General features: G+C 62.5%; 3 protein-coding genes. All 3 read left to right on the top strand.

Going from position 1 to position 975, the window contains the following annotated elements:
- The first annotated feature begins 68 nt into the window (after positions 1-68).
- Complete coding sequence (locus AB4Z32_RS27440; protein WP_442124980.1) at positions 69-320, top strand: hypothetical protein; 252 nt, start codon at positions 69-71, stop codon at positions 318-320.
- 87 nt (positions 321-407) lie between these two features.
- A complete protein-coding gene (locus AB4Z32_RS27435) occupies positions 408-602 on the top strand; it encodes a hypothetical protein (protein WP_442124979.1) in 195 nt (64 codons plus the stop codon).
- A gap of 132 nt (positions 603-734) precedes the next feature.
- Positions 735-975: transposase (locus AB4Z32_RS27430; protein WP_442124978.1), on the top strand; the 241-nt coding region annotated here is incomplete at its 3' end.

Raw genomic sequence — 975 nt, 5'->3', positions numbered from 1 at the left:
CGTCAGCGTGCACAGCAACGTGCACCAGAACGGCCAGAACAAGATCGTCGGCTGAGAAGGAGAGACCCATGTCATCCATCGCAATCCACGACCTGGCGCACAGCGCCACGATCGACGGCCAGGCCATGTCGGCGGTCCGCGGCGGCTACGCCTTCGGCAAGGACGTCAACGTCAATGTGAACGTGAACCAGCAGCTTGCACAGTTCCAGCAGATCGGCGTGAATGTCCTCAACAACAACGGCGTCATCGGCGCCGGGTTCCGCGGCCCCGATATCGATGTGGCCGCCGCACTGAAGGGCGAAAACAAGCTCACCTTCTGATACCGCCCTTCCCTACACCCCATTGCCGGGCTCTATCCCGGCAATGGGTTTGCAGTCCGTTTACCTGCCATTTTCCCAGGAGGCATCATGGCTATCATCGTCATCAAGGATCTGTCCGAAAACATCGATCTGGACCGCCAGGCAATGCTGGCGATCGCCGGCGGATCGCGATTCCGCACCGGCAGCCGCTTCGTCCAGCCTGTGTCGCAACGGGTCAGGCTGTTCGATCCAGCGCGCATCGGCAGCACCAAGCCCCACACGAAGGACTCGGCGCCACGCTGAAGATTCTCCGCTTCACGACAAAGCCGTCCGGTTCATAGCCGGACGGTTTTTTTGGCGCTGTTCGCGCCAAGTGTGGAATCTTTTCTGCAAGCCTGCGGTCCAATGTCGACCTGAACCGTTGACGGAGGCCCCATGCAAGCACGGCAGTTCGAACAGTTCCTGCAACGCCTGTCCAGCCTGACGCGGCGCCAGCGCGACCRCCTGCTCGACCTGCTGCAATCGGCGGCCGGCCTCGACCGTGTACTCGAGATCGTCGAGCAGCCCGCCGCGCCACTCTGCTGCCCGCACTGCCAGGCCGACAAACCCTTTCGCCACGGCCATGCGCACGGACTGCAGCGCTACCGCTGCCGCAACTGCCATCGCACCTTCAACC

It is taken from the genome of Massilia sp. 2TAF26 (genome assembly GCF_052115005.1).
Classification (GTDB): Bacteria; Pseudomonadota; Gammaproteobacteria; order Burkholderiales; family Burkholderiaceae_D; genus Telluria.
This window is presented reverse-complemented; position numbering and strand designations above follow the sequence as displayed.